8 protein-coding genes are annotated in these 20,525 nt (G+C 61.5%); 2 read left to right on the forward strand and 6 right to left on the reverse strand.

Annotated features, from left to right (window positions below; genetic code table 11):
- Positions 1 to 952: 952 nt before the first annotated feature.
- From AB4Y43_RS38535 to AB4Y43_RS38555, 5 genes are all read right to left on the reverse strand, one after another.
- Positions 953 to 1,408, reverse strand: coding sequence for a hypothetical protein (locus AB4Y43_RS38535; RefSeq protein WP_368730128.1), 456 nt, complete (start codon positions 1,406 to 1,408; stop codon positions 953 to 955).
- A gap of 27 nt (positions 1,409 to 1,435) precedes the next feature.
- Positions 1,436 to 9,460, reverse strand: coding sequence for a hemagglutinin repeat-containing protein (locus AB4Y43_RS38540; protein ID WP_368730129.1), 8,025 nt, complete (start codon positions 9,458 to 9,460; stop codon positions 1,436 to 1,438).
- The gene (locus tag AB4Y43_RS38545) at positions 9,403 to 14,073 is read right to left on the reverse strand and encodes a filamentous hemagglutinin N-terminal domain-containing protein (protein WP_368730130.1); all 4,671 of its coding nucleotides are present in this window, start codon (positions 14,071 to 14,073) and stop codon (positions 9,403 to 9,405) included. The genes AB4Y43_RS38540 and AB4Y43_RS38545 overlap by 58 nt, the downstream gene beginning before the upstream one ends.
- A complete protein-coding gene (locus AB4Y43_RS38550; RefSeq protein WP_368730131.1) occupies positions 14,070 to 15,869 on the reverse strand; it encodes a ShlB/FhaC/HecB family hemolysin secretion/activation protein in 1,800 nt (599 codons plus the stop codon). The genes AB4Y43_RS38545 and AB4Y43_RS38550 overlap by 4 nt, the downstream gene beginning before the upstream one ends.
- A 1,552-nt stretch (positions 15,870 to 17,421) precedes the next feature.
- Positions 17,422 to 17,916 (reverse strand): hypothetical protein, encoded by a 495-nt coding sequence (locus AB4Y43_RS38555; RefSeq protein WP_368730132.1) that lies wholly within the window; start codon positions 17,914 to 17,916, stop codon positions 17,422 to 17,424.
- Positions 17,917 to 18,003: 87 nt separating this feature from the next.
- Here AB4Y43_RS38555 and AB4Y43_RS38560 point away from each other — a divergent pair, with 87 nt between their 5' ends.
- Both AB4Y43_RS38560 and AB4Y43_RS38565 read left to right on the forward strand, forming a co-directional pair.
- Positions 18,004 to 18,549 (forward strand): hypothetical protein, encoded by a 546-nt coding sequence (locus AB4Y43_RS38560; RefSeq protein ID WP_368730133.1) that lies wholly within the window; start codon positions 18,004 to 18,006, stop codon positions 18,547 to 18,549.
- A gap of 165 nt (positions 18,550 to 18,714) precedes the next feature.
- Positions 18,715 to 19,518, forward strand: coding sequence for a lipid II flippase Amj family protein (locus AB4Y43_RS38565; RefSeq protein ID WP_368617565.1), 804 nt, complete (start codon positions 18,715 to 18,717; stop codon positions 19,516 to 19,518).
- Positions 19,519 to 19,649: 131 nt separating this feature from the next.
- Here AB4Y43_RS38565 and AB4Y43_RS38570 read toward each other — a convergent pair whose 3' ends face one another.
- Positions 19,650 to 20,246 carry a hypothetical protein gene (locus tag AB4Y43_RS38570; RefSeq protein WP_368730134.1) on the reverse strand — a complete coding sequence of 199 codons (597 nt, stop codon included), beginning with the start codon at positions 20,244 to 20,246 and terminating at the stop codon, positions 19,650 to 19,652.
- Between the last annotated feature and the right edge of the window lie 279 nt (positions 20,247 to 20,525).

Below are 20,525 nucleotides of genomic sequence, written 5' to 3' on the forward strand. Positions count from 1 at the left end.
AACGCCGCTGAGTGCGTGCGTCGGGTTCGTTTCGTCATTTCCTCGGTTCCTTTGCCTGCATTATCGCTGGCTCAGGCCCCGGCCGTTCCACTTATCCCGCTGTCTGATTTTGCGCGGCCACCTCTGTATCGCTCACCTAATTTGAGTTGAGCAACCAAGAAAAATATTGAAAAGACAACGCTCACAATTGCGAAAAGAGGCCAGAAGCTCATTGTGCATCCTTCACCAAACAAGCCATCGCTTGCTTACACTGCTGTGCGCCCGCAGCACCGCCGACACCCAGTCCCAGTACGCCCTTTCCTGCAGCCAAGTTTCCATCGCCATCCCGTGTTACGTTTGTATCAGCGAAGAGTCCATCGCCTCCGGCAATGAAGCCGCCGGTACTGCTCGTCACACCAGTCGAAGCAGCGCCCTGCCCGACAGTAATGGCAACCCCCGTACCCGCCGTAAAACCAAGACCCATTGTCGCGCAGCCTTGCGCGTACGCGCAAAAATTCGGATGCGCGCCTAGCGATACCGCTAAGCCCGTCTCGCCCGTCCCACCTAAGTCGAAGACATGGAGACCGGCATTGGCGCCTATTTGAATAGTAAAGGTCCCTGTTGGGCCTACGCTGTACGTGAGCGCGTTTTGTTCGGGCGTGGGGGATCCGCCGGGATTCGCTCCAAGGAAAGGATTAGCCCTTTCTGTCGGTGTGGCGTAGAACAACGAGCTCGGTGCGTTTGCCGAAATATATGATGTCGCGATAGGGTTCCCACCGGGCACATTGGCAGCGCTACTATCGACAATTCGCAACCCGCTACCCAGCAGAAGTGCTAGGGCTTGATCCGGTGTAATCGACTGCCCTGTTTGAGCTTGGTAGTATTTCGCGAACGCTGCGGCATTGTCCTTCGCCCACTGCCTCTCATCAGGGTGCAGTTGTCGATTGTACGGATCTACTACCCGGGGTCGCCATCAAAAAACGTTGTTGTAGTCGTACATATACTCTTCATATTCACTCGTCGCCCATATGTGGCCGTCCAGCCGGTCGACAATCACGACCCCGCCAACCTTCTCATCGTCACGAGCAGAAATATCGAATGCCCAAAACAGTGGCGCGTAGCCTTGCCGAGGACCCGATTCAGATATAGCGGCCCCCATTGACGCAGCATATTTTCCCGCAAGTACTTTTGCCTCTGTAGCATCAATCCCTACGTTATCCCTGTACTCTACCGGAACGCTAAAGCAAGACACGCCCGCCTTCCGAAGCTCAGACACAACAGACACCAACTTCACTCTCCCCACGTTCACCTTCATGAATCCACTGTAGGTACGATCAGTGCTGTAAGAAAATGACTTATCAAAGAGCCCAATGAACTTCAAATTGGGGCATTTCGACTCGCCGTGTATATAGAGGTCGCAAATTTTCATCACATATCACTCTAAGTCTATTGACGCTTATGGATGGATAACCACCACGCTTCCGGTAAGCGCCTTCCCGAGCGCATCCGCCGGCACCGAGTATGTGGAACCGACACCAAGCGGCCACGGGTCACGAATATTTGCAACCCCGCCATTGACAGAATCGACGACGATCGCATGGATACCGCCGGACTCGGTAGTCACGTTTGCTATGACCGAAGCACCGCTATCGGTGGCCGACTCAATAGATGCCACCGTCGCGTTCTTAGAATATGTTGCGGTCCCTGTGAAGCCTAGTTGCTGCAAACCTCCTGGAATATTTGATAACGACGTGCCGCTGGTGTCTGTTTGGATCGCTTGACGGATATAGGATTCCGGTACATCGCTGAGACCTGCCGCCATTTTGCAACTGGCCGCAACGCATGAGAAATCATACGCCTGTCCAAAGATCGATGACTTCGGCGTATACGTCCCGAGTTGGGCACCTGCAAATACTCCTTCCCCGTTTCCGGCGGTTGCGCCAGCGAGCGCCTGAGCACCGTCGGTGGCTGCGGCACCAAACAGTTTACCAAGGACGCTCGACGCGATCTTTCCGCCTGCTCCACCGAGCACCAGATTTTCCAACGGGTACACCGGTGTCGCAACACCATTCGGCGTTCCGATCTCCTGCAATATGTCGTTGGCGAAACCGTTGACCTGCTGATTCGTCGGCCCGTTCGGCGCGATGTAGTACTGCGGGCCGATCCCGGCCGATGCCGGCGTCTCGCCGATCGCAAGCCCCAGACTCGTTCCACCCGGAGTACCGAACAGCGACGAGTCCTTGAACTGAGAACCGGTCGCTTGGAACGTCTTCAGTAGGCCGTCGTCAGCAACGATAGGACCGCCATTGCTGGTAATCGTCTGGCCCGCCATTCCCTGGATCGCCTGCTGCGCCGTCTGTAGCGCTTGTACGAATTGCTGAAACGCCTGTGTATTTCCCGAAGCCTGAGCGGCTTGGGCCATTTGATTCAATTGACTACCCAACTGTTGCCGCGCCTGCGAGTCCACATCAGCGCTCGCGACAAGCGTAAGAACGTTCGTCCAATACGCCTCGATCTTAGCGACGTCGTCGGGATTCTGCGCTTGAGCAAGCGCCATTTGATGAGCCTTGTCCGCAATCAGCTTCCGCTCATCGGGGTGGAGTTGGCGATTGTACAGATCCGCTCCCAGCGCCCCATTCGCCCCGCTCATCACGCCGGCAGTACCCCCCAGCGCACCGCCCGCCACCGCGCCTGCGACGCCCGAAATCACGTTCGATAGCAGCCTGCCTCCGGGGGTGTTATCGAGCGCCTGCGCTACCGCGTTGCCCGCAATGTCCCCCGCAATCGTTCCGCCAACCGCGCCCGCGACACTGCCGCCACCCAGCGCGGCGCCCACGCCCGCCACAATCGCGTGAGACCCGATGCGCGCCGCCCCGTCGTTGCCCCACAGCGCGAGCTGCTGCTTCGCCGAATCGATATCGGCCTGTGCCTGCGCTTCGGCCTGCGTATCTCCTGCCTTTTGCGCAGCGTCTTTGGCTTCTGTTGCCTTTGTGAGCTTCGCATTCGCCTGATCTTCCAGCGCCGTTGCCACGTCCCCCACGACCTGCATCCCGACCTGCACCGCCCCCTGCTGGACGCTCATGTCGTTCTGCACCTTCTGCGCATCGAACGTGTTCTTCACCGCACCGTCGTTCGCGCTCGCAGTGTCACGGCTCAGTCCTGCGGTACTGTCGTGGCCGCTGCCCGCGTCGCCGCGCACGGTGATCGTGCCGGGACTCACCGCTGCATACGTCGTCCCGGACTGGCTGCTGCTCACACCCGCCACGCCCAGGCCCGAGGGCCCAAGCTGGTTCGGACTCGCCCCGGCCACGCCATTGGGAGACACTGGTGCGCTAAAACCCGTGCCCTGCGGCGTACTCTTGCCCATCGATCCGCTGACGCTCAGGCCCACCGTCGAACCCGAATAATCCGCCGTGTTCTGGAGATTCGTGTACCCGAAGGTCTGGGTCGACAGCGTATTTTTGTCCTGCGTCGCCGTGCTCGCAATCACACCACCGTCGAGCTGCGTATGGTTGCCCACCTGAACGTTAAAGCCACCGTCGCCGGCATGGATGCCGCTCTGCTGGTTGACCGAGCGATAGTTGTCCTTTATCCACTGGTCGCTCACGCTCGCGCTGCCGCTCACCGTCGAACCGTAGCAGATCGGCGGCACGCAGATGCTCATGCTGAAGCCGCCGCTGACCTGCTTGCTGTCGTAGGTGTTCGTGTCCTGTACGCTCTGGATGTTCAGGTCACGGCCCACGTTCGCGTCGACCGTCTTGCCCGACACTTCCGCACCGCGCAGGTTCGTGTCGCGGCCGCTGGTGATTGACAGGTTGTTCGCAGCGGCGATCTGCGTGTCGCGATTCGTGACGCTGTCGCCGTTCGCGTTCCCCTTCGCGCCGCTAGCAGCCAGCTCGATCGTGAAGCCGTTCTGCTGACCGCCCAGCGCGGCGCCCACACCAATGCTCGCATTGCTGCTGCTGTTGCTGCTTGTCTGATGCGTCAGGTCCTGCGCGCTTTGCAGGTTGATGTCGCGTGCGGCGTTCAGCACAACGTCGTTGCCGGAGATCCGCGTGCCGCGCGAATTGATGTCGCCATCCGTCGCGAAGCCGTCGGCGTCCTTCGCGCCGCTGCCGGTCGCCACCAGCGTAGCGGTGCCGCCCGCATTCAGCGTGCTACCGGCGTTGAGCGTCGCACTCTGCTGCGACTCGCTGTGACTGCTTCCGCCGCCGATGCTGACTGTTGCCTTCACCAGCGCCTGGCTGCTCGTGCCGGTACTGGCGAGCTGCGCGACTGTTTTGACCACGTCGTAGGCGGCGAGCCCCGCCTTCGCGTCGTCGATCGCTGCCAGCCGTGAATCGCTCGAGCGGTGCGAACCCGTCGCCTGGTTGACGGCCGCAACGGCGTTGCCCGCCGCGCCACCCAGCGCGAGCGTCACGCCAAACTGGCTCGCGCTCTGGCTCATGCTGCTCTGCTGCGCGTCGGCACCCGGATCAAGGTTCAGGTTCTTCCCGATCAGCGTCAGGTCCTTGCCTGCCGACAGATCGGAGCCAGCTACCGTCACATCCTGCTTCGCATCGAGCGTCACGTTGCCGCTGCCGCTCACAATCTGGCTGCGGATCGTGCTCTGGTTCTGCGCGGCCGAATCCTCCACCAGATGCTGGTTTGACACGCCCACGCTGAAGCCGGTGCCCGTACCGTTGCTGCCCAGGTCACCGAATTGATGACTGCTCGACTCCTGGTGGTTCGAGCTGGTTTCGGTGCCCGCCATTACGTTGATCGCGCCCTGCGTCGCGACGAGATCGACACCCTGCGTTCCGCTGATCCCGGAGCCGACAACATCAATGTCGCCCGTATGGCTTTTCACGACCACGCTGTTACCACTCACAACGCTGGCCGTCTGTGTCGTGGAAGAGCCATTGCTGTCGGCACTGCTGCGCGCGGCGTTATAGGGTGACGAACTGACACCGCTGCTGTTCGGCCCGCCGCTGATCCAGCGCCCGAGGTTCCCCAGGCTCGGGCTCGCAATCTGGAGGCTCATGCCGGAAGTTTGCGACTGGCTGCCTTGCTGCAACTGGTCGGTCGATGCCTGCAAAAGCACATTGCGGTTTGCATCGAGTGTCGTTGTCCCGCCCGCGCTGATCGTCGAGCCGATCACCGACAGGTCGCCGTCGACTGGCTGTCCGTTCGCATCCTTGACTGCGCCGCCCGTGGCGCTTACGGACACGTTGCCGCCACCGCGAATCGTGCTGCCCGCGTTCGTCAGACTCGACATGTCGGTCGTGCTCGAACTGCTGGTGTGACTGAACGTTGCCGTTAGCGACGGCGTGTCGGCGGCGCTCGCGCCCAGTTCGTTGCCAATGCCCTGGGCCCGCTGGAAGCCCGTGCCGGACGAACCCGCCGCGCGCACGTTGCGCACGGTGTCAAGCGGCGTTCCGGTGACCGCCAGCGTCAGGCCGCTCGAATGCGCCTCCTGCTGGTCGTGCGACTGGGCGCTATCCTGCCCCGGATCGATCGTGACGTTCTGGCCCGCGATGCTGATATTGCCCGTTGCGCCGGAGACATCACCCGCCGCCTTGCCGGCAATCACATCGCTGCCGCCGATATGGACATCCTTGCCGGCGGCAATGGAGACGTTGCCCCCGACACTGCCGACCGTGCTGCGCGACTGGCTCTGCGTCACCGAACTGCCGTTGTAACGCTCGCTCTGCTCGCTCGACCCGATGCTCACGCCAAGGCCGCCGGAGCCGGACAGCCCTGAGTGCTTCTCCTGGTGATACTCGCTATCCTGCCAGGTGTCGGTCGCAGCCGTGATGTTGACGTTGCCTTTCGCCGCCAGGGTCACGTCGTGGGTTGCAACGATGTTGCTGCCCGTCACGTTGATGTCCTTGCCGCTCACCACCGAGACGCCATCGGCCGAGATCGTGCTGCCGTCGGAATAGGTCGAGGTCTGGGCGACCTGATTGACGGCGCTCGTATGGCTCGCAAAGCCACCATGGCTGTGTGTTTCGTCGGAATTCTCGACGTGGGTTTCCGTGGTCGCGCCAACGTTCACGCTGCCTGCTGCCATCAGCAGTGCATTGCCCTTGTCGAGCGACACGGTGCTGCCCGTGACATTGATGTCCTTGCCGGACACGATGTTCAGGCTGTCACCGCTTTTGAGCGTCGTGCCCGTCACCACATTGTCCGAGGTATGCAGCGACTCCGCATAACTGCCGTGATGGTCGCTGCCGGAGCTGTTGCTGTCGAGCGTCGAGGTTGCAGTTGCCGCCTGAAGCGTCACGTTCCCGCCCGCCACGATCGTGCCGCCGCCGCCCAGATCGAGCTTCGCGCCAGTCGCCGTCAGATCGCCAGTCACCGCAATGGCGGACGCACCACCCACCTTCACCTTGCTGCCCGTGTCGCTCACGAAATGCGTATCGGAGATGCCGTTCGCGCGCGCCACCACCTTCGTCTCGCCGGTCTCCTGCACCCCGAGATTCCAGTTGCCGCCGATGCTCATGCCAAGCGCCCCGCCCACGCTGAGGCTCCCCGCGTTCTGCTCGAAGTTGCCACCTGTCGTGATCAGGGCGTTGCCGGTCACGTCGATGCTCGCTGCGGGCCCGAGCGTGGTCGTGGTGCGCGTCGCGCCCGTGGCGCTGACCTGGTTGAGCGTGTTCGCCGCCGTGTCGAGAACGAGGTTGCCTCCAGCCTGCAGGTTCAGGCTGCCCGCCTTCACCGTCGCCGACGTGAGGTTAACGTCACCCGCCGTCACGAGCGACATCTGCCCACCAGCCTGCAGCGCGCCGAACGAGCTGTCGATGCTCTGCGCGCCAATCGCGAAGCTGTTGGTGGCGCTGATCGTGCCGCTGTTGGTCACCGTCTGCGCGTTCTGCAGGTCAATATTCGTCGCGGCGATGACCGGCCCGTTACCCATGTTCTCCTGGCTTGCCTTCGCCAGATAGACGACCGGCACCAGCACCGACTGCCCGTCGACTACCTGGGTCTGCATGATGACCACGTTGCTGGTCAACTGCGACACCTGCTCCGGCGAGAGGGCGGTACCGGGTGCCAGGTTGAGCGACTTCGAAAGTGCCGCGCCTGAGGTCATCAGCGCCTTGAACTCGTCCTGGGTGTCGGCGTAGTTCGTGAGCACCGACTTCCCGGTCATCGAAAGGATCTGGTCCTGCACGAGCTTCTGCTCGTAGAACCCGTCGCCCAGGCGCATCTGCGTCTGGGCGGGGTTCAGGCCCATCTGCTGGAAGTAGTAGTCGCTCGAAAGCCACTGCTGCTGGTTCGTGAAGGCCGGATTCGTCTCGACGAGGTACGGTGCGTTAGGCGCGGTATCCCTGTGGAAGAGCCCGCCCGACGGCACGGTGATGTTGTTCAGCACTTTGCCCGCTGTTGCTGCCGCCACGGTCGGGTTGCTGGAATTCGCGAGACCGCTATTGAGCAGGCGGCCACCGTGAACCGCCACCATCGTCGATTGCGTGCCGCCGCCTGCGCCCACCGATCCGCTCACTGCGCTCGCGCCAGTCGCGACCACGCCGCCGCTGCCGATCGTTCCACTTACTGCGCCCGCGCCGATTGCACCAACACCGTATACGTTGACGGTGCCGCTGACGGACCCGGCGCCGGTGCCCAGGCCCGATACCGACTGCCCGGGCAGCAGGCCCAGCGGCGTTACGCCCGCGTTGCCAGCGGTGTTGTTGATCGTCACCCCGGTGCCGCTGATCGTGCCGCCCGCGACGAACGTAGACTCGTAGGCGGGCAGCGCATAGGTCTTGATGTCGGCCGGCGCCGCCTGCGTGTAGCCGCCCGGATTGGACGTGACGAACCCGGCATTGCCGAACGGCAACTGCCAGTTATGTTCGGAGTTATCGTAATTGTCGTAGTGGTACTGGCCCGAATACGTGACCTGCACGCCGGGTGCCGCCATGCCGCGCCAGCTGTTCTGGTCAAGCGAGACAGGCGCCGCGATGTTGCCTGCGGCAGCCACCTGGCTCCAGTAGTTCTGGAACGTGCCGACCGACGACGCGTTAAGACTCCCGCCCGCGATGATCTGAGACTGCGGACTGGTCGACGTGACGAGATTGGCGGCCGCGACACCGGTATAGGTCGTGTACTGGTACGTGCTGTTCCACTGACCGCCGTGCGGCGGATTGATCGGCATGCCGCCAGGCCCGGCCTGCAATGCGGCGATGACGGCGGGATCGTAGTTGGAAGCAGTCGGATCGAACTGGATGCCCATGACCTGCGGATTACCAGGACCGCATGCGGCCATGTGCGCGGCCGTACACCCCGAGAGGCTGATGCCAAGCTGCGCCAGCAGCGCCGGATCGACTGCTGAGGTATAGCCTCCCGAGGTCGTCATCGCGCGGCGCGTGTTGGTCACCTGATTCGCGTCGATCTCCATGTCGCCGCCCGACTGGATCAGGGCGGACTGGTTGTGGACCAGGTTCGCGTTGGTGTAATTGCCGTTCGCGTCCTTGCCGCCTGCGAGGACGACCTTCCCGAGCCCGTAGATCGCGGTCATTGCCTGCGTGTCCGTCCCCGTCGAGTCGTCGCGGTTTTCGATGTCGGCAGAAAGCAGCTCGAGCGTGCCCGCGCTGTCCGTCGCGCCGATCAGCGCGCTCGTGCCGAGATTCGACAGCGTTTGCGTCGCGTTCAGCGAGACGCTGCCACCCACAATCGTGCCGGTATTCGTGAGCGTGTTCGACTGCGTGGCCAGCAGGCCGCCCGCGGCCAGCGTTCCGGAGTTCGTTATGTTGCCCGCCTGGACGCTCAGGCCGTTCACGGCCGAGAACGTGCCGGCGTTGCTGAACGTGCCCGGCAGGGTGAACGACAGGTTGTTGCCCGCGCTGAAGCTATAGTTCGCAGACGTCGCAAAATCTCCCTGCAGGTTCAGCGAGAGATTGTTCACCGCGCTGTACGCACCGCCTCCGGACAGCGCATTTGCCGTGACGCTCAGGTTGCGCGAGGCGTTGATCTGTCCGTTCGTGGCGGCCAGGGTACCCGTCGTGATTCCGACGTCGCCCCCAAAGTTGGCGACGTTGCCGACGTTCCCGATTGCCCCGCCGCTGTTGTCCAGGTTGCCGGCGTTGATCTGCAGGTTCGCGCCACCCAGCACCCCGCCCTGCGTATTGGAAATCGAGGTCGCGTTCAGCGTTACGTCGCCGTTGCCGCTGATCGAGCCCATGCCCGATGCGCCACCGGCATTGCTGTTCGTGATCTGGCTGCCGCCACTTACCGTCGTCGCACCGGTCCCGACGTTGGTGATCGCTCCGCCCGTGTTGTCGATCGATGATGCGCTCAGGCTCAACGTGCTCCCGCCCGCCACGCCGCCCGCGCCGATCAAGCCACCGGCATTGAGCAGCGCACTGCTGCTCGAAGCACTCAACCCGGTCCCCGATGACAACCGGCCGCGGGTGTTGTTCAGCGTCCCCTGATCCGTCACGGACATCACGCCCTGCGACGCCAGCGTGCCACCGGTATTGTCAAGACTGCCGGTCGACACCATTGCCTGACCGTTTGTGACGATCCTGCCGCCGACGTTGGCAACGTACCCACGCCATTGCCCGGATCGACGGTCAACGTCCCCGTGCCGGCGTGTGTGATCGTACCGCCGTTGTTGTTCAACGATGCCGGCGCGAGCGTCAGGTCCGTGCTGTTCGTCTGGATGACACCGCTGCCGGAGTTGTCGAGCGTCCCGCTCACGCCGAGCCCCATCGTGCCGGTCCCGAGCTGCGTGATCGAGCCGCCTTCGTTCGTCAGGTTCGGCGCGGTAAGCGCAAGCTGGTTCGCGATGATCCGGCCGCGACTGTTGTCGAGCTGTTGCGCCGTCATCTGGACGGTATTGCCGCTCACGACGCCATTTGCGTTTTTGAAGGATGCCGCGCTGGCCGTGACCGACTGGCCGCTCAGCGTCCCGTTGCCGTTATCGAGTGTTCCGCTCACGGTCGCGCCAAGCGCCTGCCCGGCCGTGATGCTGCCGCCGTTCGTGAACGACGCGGCCTGCACGGTGTTATTGCCCGACGCAGCGATCGTCCCGCCGGTGTTCGTGACGGCGCCGCCGGTGACGCTGAGGTTCGCGTTCGATACGAGCTTGCCGTTCGTGTTGGTCAGCGTGCCGGCGACCGTCGCGGCAAGCCCCGCCTGACCTCCGATCGCGCCTCCCGTGTCGTCCAGGCTGCCGGCGGTCAATGCGACGTTTCCGTTACTGACGATCGAACCGTTCGCGTTCGTGACAACACCTGCGCCATTGCCTGCATCGATCGTCAGCGTGCCGGTGCCGGCGTGCGTGATGGTGCCGCCGTTGTTGTTCAACGATGCCGGCGCGAGCGTCAGGTCCGTGCTGTTCGTCTGGATGACACCGCTGCCGGAGTTGTCGAGCGCGCCGCTGACGTTGACGCCCATCGCACCCGAGCCGAGCTGGGTGACCGTACCACCATGGTTCGTCAGGTTCGTGGCGGTGACATCAAGCTGGTTCGCCGTGATCTTGCCGCCGCTGTTGTCGAACTGCGGGGCGTTGAGAGACACGACGTTACCGCTGACTACGCCGTTTGCATTCCTCAATGAACCTGAGTGCGTCGTCACTGCCTGGGCGCTCAATGTCCCGTTGCTGTTATCGAGCGTACCTGCGACAGTAGCGCCCAGATTCTGCCCGGCCGTGATGCTGCCGCCGTTGGTCAGCGACGCGGCCTGCAGCGTGGTATTGCCCGACGCCGCAATTGTACCGCCGGCGTTCGTGATGGTCGCGCCGCTGGAGAGGCTCAGGTTCGCATTCGACGCGAGCTGGCCATTGGTATTGTTCAGCGCACCGGCGACCGTCGCGCTCAGGCCGGTCTGCGCAGCGATGGCGCCGCCTGTGTCGTCCAGGCTCCCGGCCGACAGGGTTGCCTGGCCGTTCGTGACGATCTTGCCGCCTACATTGATGAACGCGCCTACGCCGTTGCCGGCATCGATTGTCAGCGTGCCGGTGCCAGCGTGCGTGATGGTGCCGCCGTTATTGTTCAACGATGCCGGCGCGAGCGTCAGGTCCGTGCTGTTCGTCTGGATGACACCGCTGCCGGAGTTGTCGAGCGTGTTGCTGACGTTGACGCCCATGGTCCCCGAACCGAGCTGGGTCACTGTGCCGCCGTGGTTCGTCAGGTTCGTGGCGGTGACATCAAGCTGGTTCGCCGTGATCTTGCCGCCGCTGTTGTCGAACTGCGGAGCGGTGATAGACACGGTATTGCCACTGAACAGCCCGTTCGCGTTCGTGAGCGACGCGGCACTGGCCGTGAGTGTCTGCGCCCCCATCGTCCCGCCGCTATTGTCCAGCGCGCTGGCGACGGTGGCGGCAAGCGTCTGACCGGCGGTGATGCTTCCGCTGTTCGCCAGGGACTGCGCCTGGACCGACCCGTTGCCCGCCGCGGCAATCGTCCCGCTGGCGTTCGTGATGGCCGCACCGCTCGTCACGCCCAGATCGCCATTCGACGTCAGTTGACCGTTCGTGTTGTCCAGGGCGCCAGCCACGGCCGCGCTCAACCCGGTCTGGGCAGCGATCGTACCGCCCGTGTCATCCACGCTCCCCGCCGCCAGGGTGGCCTGGCCGTTCGTGACGATCTTGCCACCGACATTGGTCAGCGCGCCCGCACCGTTGCCTGCATCGATCGACAGCGTGCCGGTACCGGCGTGCGTGATCGTGCCACCGTTGTTGTTCAGCGATGCGGGCGCAAGCGTCAGGTCCGTACTGTTTGTCTGGATCAAACCGCCGTTCGAATTGTCGAGCGCGCCGCTGACGTTGACGCCCATCGCACCGGATCCGAGCTGGGTCACGGTGCCGTGTTCGTTCGTGAGGTTCGTGCCGGCCAGACTCAACTGGTTGGCCGTAATCTGGCCGTTGCTGTTGTCGAGCTGCGGCGCGGTGAGCGAGACGGTACTGCCGCTGATCGACCCGTTCGCGTTCGTGAGTGACGCCGCATTCGCGGTTATCGTCGCGCCGCTCATCGAACCGCCATTGTTGCTGAGTGCGCCAGAGGCCGTCACGCCCAGATTCTGCGCAGCTGTAATCGTGCCGCTGCTGGTGAGCGAGCCCGCCTGGATCGTCGCGTTACCGTTGCCGCCAATCACGCCGCCCGTCGCGCCCTGGGCGGTCGTACCGCCCGCATTCGTAATCTGGCCGCTCGCCGCGAGCGTCAGGCCATCCGCGTTCTCCGATACGATCCGTCCAGCCGTGTTCTGCACGTTCGCGCCCGACACGTTCACCGCACCGGCCGCCTCGATCTGGCCTGCCGTGTTGTCGATGTCGCCGTTCGACTTCAGGCCGAGCGTCTGCGCCGACGTGATCGAACCGGAACCGTTCGCAAGACTTGCGGCAACGATCGTGGCCTGCCCGTTCGTCGCGATGCTGCCGTGACTGTTGTCGAGTGCGCCGGTCTGGACGTTCAGCGCCCCGGAGCCCGCGTGACTGAGCGTTCCGTTAGCATTGGTCAGGCTCCCGGAAACGATCGCGGCATGTTGCCCGTTCGTCGTGAGCGTGCCGCCCGTATTGTCGAATGCGCTGGAGGCGGTGAGCGTCGTGGCGCCCGCGCCGGTTTGCGACAGTGTCCCGCCGCGATTCGAAATCCCGGCGGCCGTCACGCTCAACTGCCCGGCGCCGATCTGCCCCTGATCGTTCGTGACGGTCCCTGCGGCATTGGCCGTGAGGCTTCCGCCGACCTGCAGCGACGCACCCGTATTCACGATGTTGCCGGTGTCGCCTCCCGCCCCCGTCGCCGTCAGCGAGGCATTGCCCTTCGCCGATGTGCTCGCATTCGCCATGTTCAGGTTGCTGCCCGAGAGCGCGACGTCGCCACCCGCCAGCTGCTGGCCGGTCGCGCTCACGGCTCCCGTACCCGCGACCGATAGGCTGCCGGTTCCGGTGACGTTGCCGTTCGCATCGATGCCTGCGCCGAGCGCACCGGACGAATTCACACTTGCGCCCGTGACGCCCGTATTACCGAACGCGGCAATCGTGCCGGTGTTGCCGACCTGCCCCTGGCTGCTGACCGTGGCATTCTGCGTTGCGTAGACGGAACCACTGTTCGATACGTCGCCTGCCGCCTGAATCGCGACGTTACCGTTGGCGGTCGTCGTGCCGGACAGCGTCACCTTGCCCTGGCTGCTCAACTGAACGTCGCCCGATTGCGATGCGATCGTGCCGGCGCTGTTCACGCCGACGCCAGCCTCCGTACCCACGAGCCGGATCTTGCCGGCATACATGCCACCGAGCTGCGCGACGTCGATTGCCACACCCGGGCTGTTGCCGTCGGGCCCAAGTGACTGGGTGCCCAGATCGCTGTAGCGCACATCGTTGTTGCCGGTGACGACATTGAGCGACTGGTTCGCCCAGACCTTGCCGTTGACGGCGACGCTACGGGCAATCAGGTCCACCTGGTCGACGTTGCTGCCGTTCAGGCCCGCTGAGCCGATCTGGATCTGGCCGCCCGTGACGTGAAACGCATCGAGACTCCCCGTTCCCCCGAACACCGGCGTGCCGGTCGTCAGGACGCCGCGGCTGGTATTGATGAAGCCGCAACCACTACAGAAAATGCCCGATGGGTTAGCCAGTATCACATCGGCCTTCTGGCCCGCGACCTCGGTATAGCCCAGCAACTGGCTCGGATTGCCGCCCACGACCTGGTTGACGATGACGCGCGCGCTGCCGCCGACGAGATTCGCATTCCCCGCCACGTACCCACCCAGCTGGGTCTGGACATTGCCCGGCGAGTTGTTGAGGATCAGGCCCGGCGTGCCGACGTTGAACTGGGTGTAGGCGTTGTTCGATACGCCTGCTCCGTTGGGCGTGGCGATCTGGACCGCTGGCACCCCATTGCCGGCCACGCCGACAACCGGCCTGCTGCCGGACGTGGGCGCGGCGACGACCTGGGCGTCTGCAAAAACCGGCTGCAGACCGAACACACACAAGGCCGCGAACGCGACGTGCCGCATCGACAGCATGTCGATAAAGCCGAGGCGTCCGTCAGGATTGGCAATCCGACGCAGCGTGCCGGCCGACCGGCCGCGACCATTACCCGTTGCCGTTTCCTGCACCACGGCCCACAGGCCGCGAGCCGCATTGAAAATGACGCGATAGATATTCTTGTTCATAGCAGGGCGCTTACGCTGAAGCCCGCCACGGGCCAGTGGTTCGGGAATCCGGCGGGCTGGTACAGCGGGCCGCCGATGAAGACGTCGTAGCTGACGTGCCGAAAGAGGTTTCCGCGCAGGCCGACCACTGCGCCGGCAAGACGCCGGCCAAGCAGGTTGTTCGCTTCGGGCCCGAAGACCTCGCCAGCGTCCAGCCCCAGGTACAGCGCCTGACCCGTGTTCATGACCGGCATCTCCAGGTCGTCGCGGATGAACACACCCTTCTCGGCCGCCAGCATCGTGTTGCCGTCAAAGCCCCGCACCGTGTAGCGGCTGCCGATCGAAAAGTATTCAGTCGGATACAGCACGTCGGGTGAGTTCTGCGCGCTCACCGTGCCTGTGTAGCGAAGCGCGACGCGGCCGAGCGTGAACGGCACCTGTAGCGTCGCGTTGAGCGTTTCAATGTGGTAGTAAAAGGTCGGCGTGCCGCTGCCGACACCCGGCAGATCGGTCTGCGCGCCGAACCATGGCACGCCCCAGCGATACGCGAGCTTGCTGTCGAGCTGCGCCGCCCCGAAGTAGTGCTTGTGCTCCCAGCCGATCTCGGCAAAGCTGTTGTCGCGGTGCTGGACGTCGAGCTCGCTGCCATCAATAAAGGCTTCGCTGAAGTACTTCCCCACGCGAAACTCGAGCGAATTCTTCTGTACCTGGTTGCGATAGAACTGGTACTCCGTCTTGACATCGAAGGTCTTCGACGTGCCGCTGGATACAAGCGTTGAGAAGGCACCGGCAATCTGCTGGTGATAGTCGTACTGGCTAGCGGTTCCGGTGAAGGTCCAGTTGCCCCACGGTATCGAGTAATACGCGCTGCTGCCGTGCGTACCGTACCGGCTCTCGTGTCCGTTGATATCGTGGGTGTAGCTGACGTTCAGGACGTCGGACAGCCCCAGCGGATTGTCGATCGTAAGGCTCGCCGTCCCCTGAAGCTGCCCAGTCGACTTCAGTCCGCTGTCGTCGACGCTCAAAGCCAGCGACCACGGCTTCTGACGCTTCACAGTAATGACGACATCGCTCTCGCCCGGCGACGGCCCCGGCACGATCTGCATGTCGACGTCCTGGTTCGGCACGCGCTTCATCTGCTCGAGACCCTGCTCGAGGTTACGCAGATTCAGGAGGTCGCCCGGACGGGTTGGAAATGCGTTGCGCCAGGTACCGTACACAGACGGGTCGGAAAAGCGGATCGCGCTGATGACGCCGGGGATCAGTTCGAGCTTCAGCCGACCCGTAGACAGGTCTTGCGGCGCGATGACGACCCGGGTCGTCGAGTAGCCCTTCTCGATGATGCGCGCCATCAGGCGATGCACGATCAGGTTGAGCCCGTCACGGCCCACGCACTGGCCGCGATAGCGCTGCAGGTAGTCATTGGCGAAGGTCAGCTCGCCAGGAAAGAGCGGATTCGGCGACAGCGCGCGTGCGCCGGCAGCCTCGACGGCAGGGCTCAAGCCCTGCGGCAGTTCCAGAGCGATTTCCTGAACGCTGAAGCACGGCGACTCGACCGGAACCTTGCTGTCATCGACTTCGGCGCCCGCGGCGGCCTGAAGCTGGACATTGGGGGCCTGGAGCGTGCGTTCGCGCTCGATGGCCTGCTGTTGCGCGCGACGGCGCTGTTCCTGCTCGGCGGCCGGATCTGCCAGCTGTGCATGCGCGGTCCCGGCAGCGAGAAACACTGCGGGACACAGGTACACCAGCAACGCCATCAATGGGACGGTCGCGCGCTTCCCCGCGGCATCACGCCGCGTTTCACTTGCATTGCACATGCTGTTGCTTCTTGTTCGACTTCTTCGTTTTTTACGGCATGCCCAATGTCCTGCGGCGCACGCCACGGTCTCCCCGCCGTATCGGTGTGGGCATGCGCTGCATGCCGACCGCAAGGCCGGAACAATAAATAGTCCTCAATAACCGGATTGACCTGCCGCGGAAGGTGCGCTCGGGCGGTCAGAGACATCGGCGAACGTCTCGCGATGTCTTACCGGATATTACTCAGACGAAATAGACGGTGCGCATGATAGCAGGGTGCGTCGCGTTTGCGCCCCCGGACTATGCGCGATGGATATCCGCAAACGTTTTCCCTGAAAAATTAATATGGGCGCGGCTTTTGGCATGTTTCGACCACAGCTAATTGTCGTATTCACGCGACAATTAACCGGACAACACGCCTGATCGCCTTTCTGCTGAAGCGTTCAATCTGTCCGGCCATTGCAAATCTCGAGGCAGCATATCTGATTTCTTTCGACAAAATCCCAGAATTGGGTCTGCTCAGGAATTCCTGACTTTTACGAAGGGATTTTCTGAGTTCGATTACTACTGCATCAAGCGGCAAATGGCCAATATGGCGTGGATGCCACCCTCCCTTCGAGACACTTCGTTCAGGAGGAACACTGAAGCTTTCGAGAACCGACCCGCGTCGGTGTGCCAGAGTAGGGTTTCAACGCGCGACAACGCCCGTCACCCCTCCGTTTCAGGGCGAACCTTGCTATTTTTCTCGGTACGTCCGAATAGAATTCGGCTACATACACTTGATGTGACTGCATCGTTGCCGGTCAGAGCCGCAGCACCCTTCAAGCCCCCGGATCACCTGGCGTTGACTAATGGAACGTCGGCATCCCCCACTGGAGCCACATGCACTAAGCAGCGTCTGGAGTAAGCAGAATCTAAATTAATGCACTCAAGTTTTCCCGCGTGGTGCCGATATTACCTCTCGACCTATACGCGATTCTGAAAGAAGCGGCCGAGAAAAATGTCTGAAAACTTGCAGATCAAACTGCTTACGGCACTCGTGACTGGATGTGCTTGCGTGGTAGTGCTGGGCGGATGCTCCACTGCCCACAGTGTGTCTGATGACTATTCCGGTGAGTTTCAGGGACGATATCTCGTTTCTGACACAACGGGTGACGACTCAATGAAGGGTAAGACCATAGGTGTGGTTTTCGGTGAAAACCACACCGCAACCGTCACGATTGAAGAAAGTCGTCACGTCATTCATCTAGACAGTTGCCGTTCGCTCGCCGGTTCGTTCGCGAATGCGCTGGCAAATGCAGACCCTGATTTGACCGTTCATGGAGTCGATTGTGAGGACGAGGACGATCGATACTGGAGCTTCATGCATGGTCGGCCAGGCGCGAAGACGAGTGCTGGATACTCGATGCTCTGGAACGTCACTTCGCACTCAGGGTACCTCGTGCGTCGTAGTATGCGAGGCCGCTATCCCAGTGACCTCGCCTTGGAGCCTGTTTCGCGCTAGAACAGTTCCATCGATGAAAAATCGATCATCGACGGTGCCAGACGAAGAACCGTGTGCTTTTCGTAGGCCTATTCTGCGCAAAACGGGCCGTGCTCACTCACCGGGCGATGCCAATTGCGGTCCGTCTTGGGCGTTGACCTGGGCGGTGAATATTCACCGGCAGCGCTTCCCTCATCGGAAAGTTCTATGTGACATGTCAATTCATGCCCCCTAATTTGCGCGATATACCGATGGTTTGCCTCGGGAGTAAAGGTAACGGTACTGATACAGCCGCTGCTCAGGTAGTTCTCCGTACGCGCAAGCGAAAACGAAATCGGCTGCCCAGCCTTGATCTTCCGCGCCAATTCGCCGTCATCGGGAATGGAAGGCAAGCGTGTTCTGTCGGTGCATTCAGCCGCACCAGAGTAGATGCTGGGTATTACGAGCATGTGCCCGCCTTTGCTGAAGACAAGAGTCGCCGTTTCGCCTTCCAGCGGTTCCTTATATTCCGAAGGACCGAGGGCGCCACAGCCTGAAAGCGCCGATATGGCCAAACCCATCAGAATAAAATTTTGATAGCACATGCTTTGTGGAATCCCCTCTCGTATATACCTATCAGCCAGACAGGTATACGACCCGCTCTGGTAAAAACTTGAGCGATATTTCATAGAATGTCGGGGATCGGCCAGCGGACATTATCTATATTCGATCAGCTCACGGATCGAGAACTCATCTTCGATTTGAAGCGTTCCGGAGGCCAGGAACCGGCACGACTGAAGGCGGGGAGCAGCAAGCGAGAAATCGATTCGCAACCTGAACTGCAGGCCTATTGCGATCGATGTGTCCGGGCGCTTGCCGAACTTGACGCCACCGAGGCCGAACTCGAAAGTGGCCGCGGCGAAGGAACTATGGAAGTGAGTTTTCGCCTGATAGCGCTACAGGCCGAGGCGGGCCTGCGAGCCCTCTCTCGCCAACATGTGAACGATTGCATCGTAACGGCACTTGAACCAACCCTGACATGGTTCCTGATTCGAACAAAGACAGATGCGGAGCGTGACTTGCTGACCGGAAACCAAACACTTTTGACGGAGTTCAAAGAAGTGTTTCGCGTCCGCGGATGCTCTGATGCTCTCATCGACGCGCTCATGTTCACTTTCGAATCTCAGGAAACGGTTGACCGGCAATATGCGGGCGACTGGTATTGGGCGTTAAAGTAACCGTTAGGATCGGAGAATGCCGTCAGCGTATCGTGGAGCGGCTACGCGGCATAGTCGGTCGGGAGGCGGCCACATTCGGTCACACGAGCGGATAGTCTAGATCGCCAACAATCCGGGGCCGAGCGTTCCGGTAGACTTACGTTCCTGCCAACCGCGCGCGACAGCATGGACACCCAGCTTTTGATCATCTGTGGCCTTACATTTGTAATCCATGTGATAGCGACATTGGCTTACGCTGTCCGTATCGCCGGTGTTCGCACGCGTCGTATCGCCATCTCATTTTCTCTTTTCGGGATCATCGCTTTGGTCTCGAGAACGGCAAACTCATTTCAGGGGCCATTCATCGCGAAGCGGGTCGAGCTTGATATCTCCCGTCACATTGGGCAGGGTTTGCTCGGTGACTTCCGCGTTTTCCTGCTCACTGCCACATTCGCAAGCATCGTTGGAACATTCCTTATTCCCACTTTCCAGCGTTATTTCAGCCGCGCCGTCAGTCATTTTCAGGCGAACCGCTCCGTTCCTCGTCTGCTGCTCCACGCCTTTAGTCGAGGTGGAATCAACTACCTGCGGATGGGGGCGCGACTGCCCTCGCGATGCAACGTCACACAATTAACGGCAGGCGCAGGGGTTTCTTGGAAGGTGATAGCACTGAACGTCCTAGCAATGGCTATCTGGACTGTCGGCGTCTTCGCATCGCTTTACGCCGGTTACTTGAAGCCCGACCTGCGAGTCACGTGCGCGAATCTTTCGTCGGTAATCAACGGCTTGGCGACGGTGGTATTGGCAGTCGTCATCGATCCGCAGGTTTCGGTGATGACTGACGACGTAATCGAAGGCCGACTTTCCGAAAACCACTTCCGGCGGGCCATAACTACCCTCGCAGGTGCACGGGTTCTCGGGACGTTGTGCGCGCAGGTAGCGCTCGTTCCCGCCGCGTTCATTATTGTCCGTGTCGCCGAACTCATTTAGCGTAGTAGTCGATTCGCAGGAACTGGGCAGGGTCCGGCCAGTTTGGGACAGTCGCGACGGCGAGGAAGATTGTCGACATTTGGCACCTGCGTGGTGCGGGCCTCGCGGATCCGGGTGCAGCCCGGTAATCGCTAGCGAACTATCCCCTCGGATGCCTCGATCGCCTTACCTAGCTTGATCAGATACCTCCTCGCTGCATCGTGCTCTCCACGCCATAGCCATTTAAGGCAGTTGAAAAGCTCCCAAGCCAAGCCACGGTCACCATATGGAAAGACCGTCATATTTCGATCGACCGGCGCACGCCGCTGTGAAGCTCTGGACTCCAGACACTGGCCTCGATTCACGATCTCAACGAAGGGTAGTTCCAAATCTAGTTTGATATCAGGCGCGATCACGTGAAACTCAAACGCGGTCATATCGGCAAAAATAATTTTCTGGAACGGGCTGTCCGGACCATGTTCGCCGTCGGCGGTAAAGAGTATTTCCGTCGAGGCAATTTGCTGCCTTACCGTACGGAGCACCGATTGGCCGGTACCCTCTGAGCAGAACGCCACTAGGTCTATGTCAGACAAGCGATCGGCGCTTTCCTTGGCAAATGACCCGATGACTACTGCACCAATGCATTCGTCCGATTTTCGGAGCGCGGCGGCGACCCGTATAAGGAGCGCAATTTGCAGCGTCGTTGCAGGATTGCTTCGCCAACGCTTAAGAAACTCTTCGAAGCGCATGTGAAGGTTGCTGAAAGAAGGACTGAAGGTAGGCGTCAATGATAAATTTAAACATCCGCCTTTAGCAAAATACTAGTCGACTACTGCCCATGCAATCCGCATATACTTTGCCGACCGACCACACACGGTTGTTGCGACAGGCTGAATGCGGGTGGAGCGGCCCCACGTATCTGAGGACACGAGGACTCTCTTAAAATAAGAGGTAGTCTTGTGCCTAACAGTAAGCCTAGTCATTACGTGGAACCCATCGAAATTCTGACCGAGCCGGAGCGCCGTCGT

The sequence above is a fragment of the Paraburkholderia sp. BR10872 genome (assembly GCF_040965835.1).
In the GTDB taxonomy this organism is placed as follows: Bacteria; Pseudomonadota; Gammaproteobacteria; order Burkholderiales; family Burkholderiaceae; genus Paraburkholderia; species Paraburkholderia nodosa_A.

Coding starts and splice junctions, on each gene's coding strand:
- AB4Y43_RS38545 (WP_368730130.1), bottom strand. CDS start 14,073: ATGAACAAGAATATCTATCGCGTCATTTTCAATGCGGCTCGCGGCCTG.
- AB4Y43_RS38570 (WP_368730134.1), bottom strand. CDS start 20,246: ATGCGCTTCGAAGAGTTTCTTAAGCGTTGGCGAAGCAATCCTGCAACG.
- AB4Y43_RS38540 (WP_368730129.1), bottom strand. CDS start 9,460: ATGGTGTCGACCGGCAGTCTTGACAATACCGGTGGCACGCTGGCGTCG.
- AB4Y43_RS38555 (WP_368730132.1), bottom strand. CDS start 17,916: ATGTGCTATCAAAATTTTATTCTGATGGGTTTGGCCATATCGGCGCTT.
- AB4Y43_RS38550 (WP_368730131.1), bottom strand. CDS start 15,869: ATGTGCAATGCAAGTGAAACGCGGCGTGATGCCGCGGGGAAGCGCGCG.
- AB4Y43_RS38535 (WP_368730128.1), bottom strand. CDS start 1,408: ATGAAAATTTGCGACCTCTATATACACGGCGAGTCGAAATGCCCCAAT.
- AB4Y43_RS38565 (WP_368617565.1), top strand. CDS start 18,715: ATGGACACCCAGCTTTTGATCATCTGTGGCCTTACATTTGTAATCCAT.
- AB4Y43_RS38560 (WP_368730133.1), top strand. CDS start 18,004: ATGTCGGGGATCGGCCAGCGGACATTATCTATATTCGATCAGCTCACG.